The 2,782-nt window shown below is 57.7% G+C and carries 1 rRNA gene (cut by a window edge); it reads right to left on the bottom strand.

Going from position 1 to position 2,782, the window contains the following annotated elements:
• Positions 1–14 precede the first annotated feature (14 nt).
• Positions 15–2,782, bottom strand: a 23S ribosomal RNA gene (locus O2W20_RS22640); it runs 144 nt beyond the window's last position.

Here is a 2,782-nt window from a genome sequence, read left to right as displayed (position 1 = left end):
AGGCTGGATGAGTGAGTGGTCAAGCCCTCGGCCTATTAGTACCGGTCAGCTCCACGACTTGCGCCGCTTCCACTTCCGGCCTATCAACCCGCTGGTCTGGGCGGGGGCCTTACCCGGTTGACCCGGTGAGAGACCTCATCTCGAAGCGAGCTTCCCGCTTAGATGCTTTCAGCGGTTATCCCTGCCGAACGTAGCCAACCAGCAGTGCTCCTGGCGGAACAACTGGCACACCAGAGGTTCGTCCGTCCCGGTCCTCTCGTACTAGGGACAGCTCTTCTCAAGTCTCTTACGCGCGCGGCGGATAGGGACCGAACTGTCTCACGACGTTCTAAACCCAGCTCGCGTGCCGCTTTAATGGGCGAACAGCCCAACCCTTGGGACCTACTCCAGCCCCAGGATGCGACGAGCCGACATCGAGGTGCCAAACCATCCCGTCGATATGGACTCTTGGGGAAGATCAGCCTGTTATCCCCGGGGTACCTTTTATCCGTTGAGCGACACCGCTTCCACGTGCCGGTGCCGGGTCACTAGTCCCAGCTTTCGCTCCTGCTCGACCCGTCGGTCTCGCAGTCAAGCTCCCTTGTGCACTTGCACTCGACACCTGATTGCCAACCAGGCTGAGGGAACCTTTGGGCGCCTCCGTTACATTTTGGGAGGCAACCGCCCCAGTTAAACTACCCACCTGACACTGTCCCTGATCCGGATCACGGACCGAGGTTAGACATCCAATTCGACCAGAGTGGTATTTCAACGATGACTCCACGAACACTGGCGTGCCCGCTTCACAGTCTCCCACCTATCCTACACAAGCCGAACCGAACACCAATATCAAGCTATAGTGAAGGTCCCGGGGTCTTTCCGTCCTGCCGCGCGTAACGAGCATCTTTACTCGTAGTGCAATTTCGCCGAGCCTGTGGTTGAGACAGCTGAGAAGTCGTTACGCCATTCGTGCAGGTCGGAACTTACCCGACAAGGAATTTCGCTACCTTAGGATGGTTATAGTTACCACCGCCGTTTACTGGCGCTTGAGTTCTGAGCTTCGCCCCGAAGGACTAACCCGTCCCCTTAACGTTCCAGCACCGGGCAGGCGTCAGTCCGTATACATCGTCTTTCGACTTCGCACGGACCTGTGTTTTTAGTAAACAGTCGCTTCTCACTGGTCTCTGCGGCCACCCACCGCTGCCCCGCGCAAGGCGGTTCACAGCAGATGGCCCCCCTTCTCCCGAAGTTACGGGGGCATTTTGCCGAGTTCCTTAACCACAGTTCGCTCGATCGCCTTGGTATTCTCTACCTGACCACCTGAGTTGGTTTGGGGTACGGGCCGCTAAGAACTCGCTAGAGGCTTTTCTCGGCAGCATAGGATCATCCAATTCGCCTCATTCGGCTATGCGTCGGGCCTCACCCTGTGTGCGATGCGGATTTACCTACATCGCGGGCCACACCCTTGCACCGGTACTACCACTCACCGGTAGGACTACCTTCCTGCGTCACCCCATCGCTTGCCTACTACCAGTCCGGGTCCCATGCTCCACTCGATCAGCCCCGAAGGGCAGTCACGAGCTTCGGATGGTTAGCATCGCTGGGTTCAGCATGGGCGTTCTTTCGCGGGTACGGGAATATCAACCCGTTGTCCATCGACTACGCCTGTCGGCCTCGCCTTAGGTCCCGACTCACCCTGGGCGGATTAGCCTGGCCCAGGAACCCTTGGTCATCCGGCGGGGGAGTTTCTCACTCCCCTTTCGCTACTCATGCCTGCATTCTCACTCGTGTGGCGTCCACGGCTGGATCACTCCGCCGCTTCAATCGCCACACGACGCTCCCCTACCCATCCACACACCTGGCCACCCACCCGAAAGTAGGTGACGGGTTCATGTGAATGCCACAGCTTCGGCGGTGTGCTTGAGCCCCGCTACATTGTCGGCGCGGAATCACTTGACCAGTGAGCTATTACGCACTCTTTCAAGGGTGGCTGCTTCTAAGCCAACCTCCTGGTTGTCACTGCGACTCCACATCCTTTTCCACTTAGCACACGCTTAGGGGCCTTAGCTGATGATCTGGGCTGTTTCCCTCTCGACTACGAACCTTATCGCCCGCAGTCTCACTGCCACGCTCTCACTTACCGGCATTCGGAGTTTGGTTGATTTCAGTAACCTTGTGGGGCCCCTAGACCATCCAGTGCTCTACCTCCGGCAAGAAACACGTGACGCTGCACCTAAATGCATTTCGGGGAGAACCAGCTATCACCGAGTTTGATTGGCCTTTCACCCCTACCCACAGCTCATCCCCTCAGTTTTCAACCTAAGTGGGTTCGGTCCTCCACGCGGTCTTACCCGCGCTTCAACCTGGCCATGGGTAGATCACTCGGCTTCGGGTCTAGAGCACGCGACTCAATCGCCCTGTTCGGACTCGCTTTCGCTACGGCTACCCCACACGGGTTAACCTCGCCACGTACCGCTAACTCGCAGGCTCATTCTTCAAAAGGCACGCAATCACCCCCACGCACAAGTGCGCATAAGGCTCTCACGGCTTGTAGGCACACGGTTTCAGGTACTATTTCACTCCCCTCCCGGGGTACTTTTCACCTTTCCCTCACGGTACTTGTCCGCTATCGGTCACCAGGGAGTATTTAGGCTTAGCGGGTGGTCCCGCCAGATTCACACCGAATTTCACGGGCTCGGTGCTACTTGGGATACGACTCGGGAGGCCATGAGTTTTCGTGTACGGGGCTCTCACCCTCTACGGCGACCCCTTCCAGAGGCCTTCCACTAACACATGGCTTTCT

The sequence above is a fragment of the Modestobacter sp. VKM Ac-2982 genome, assembly GCF_026967935.1.
GTDB lineage: Bacteria > Actinomycetota > Actinomycetes > Mycobacteriales > Geodermatophilaceae > Modestobacter.
The sequence above is the reverse complement of the archived record's forward strand: the minus strand, read 5'-3'. Positions and strand labels throughout refer to the sequence as shown.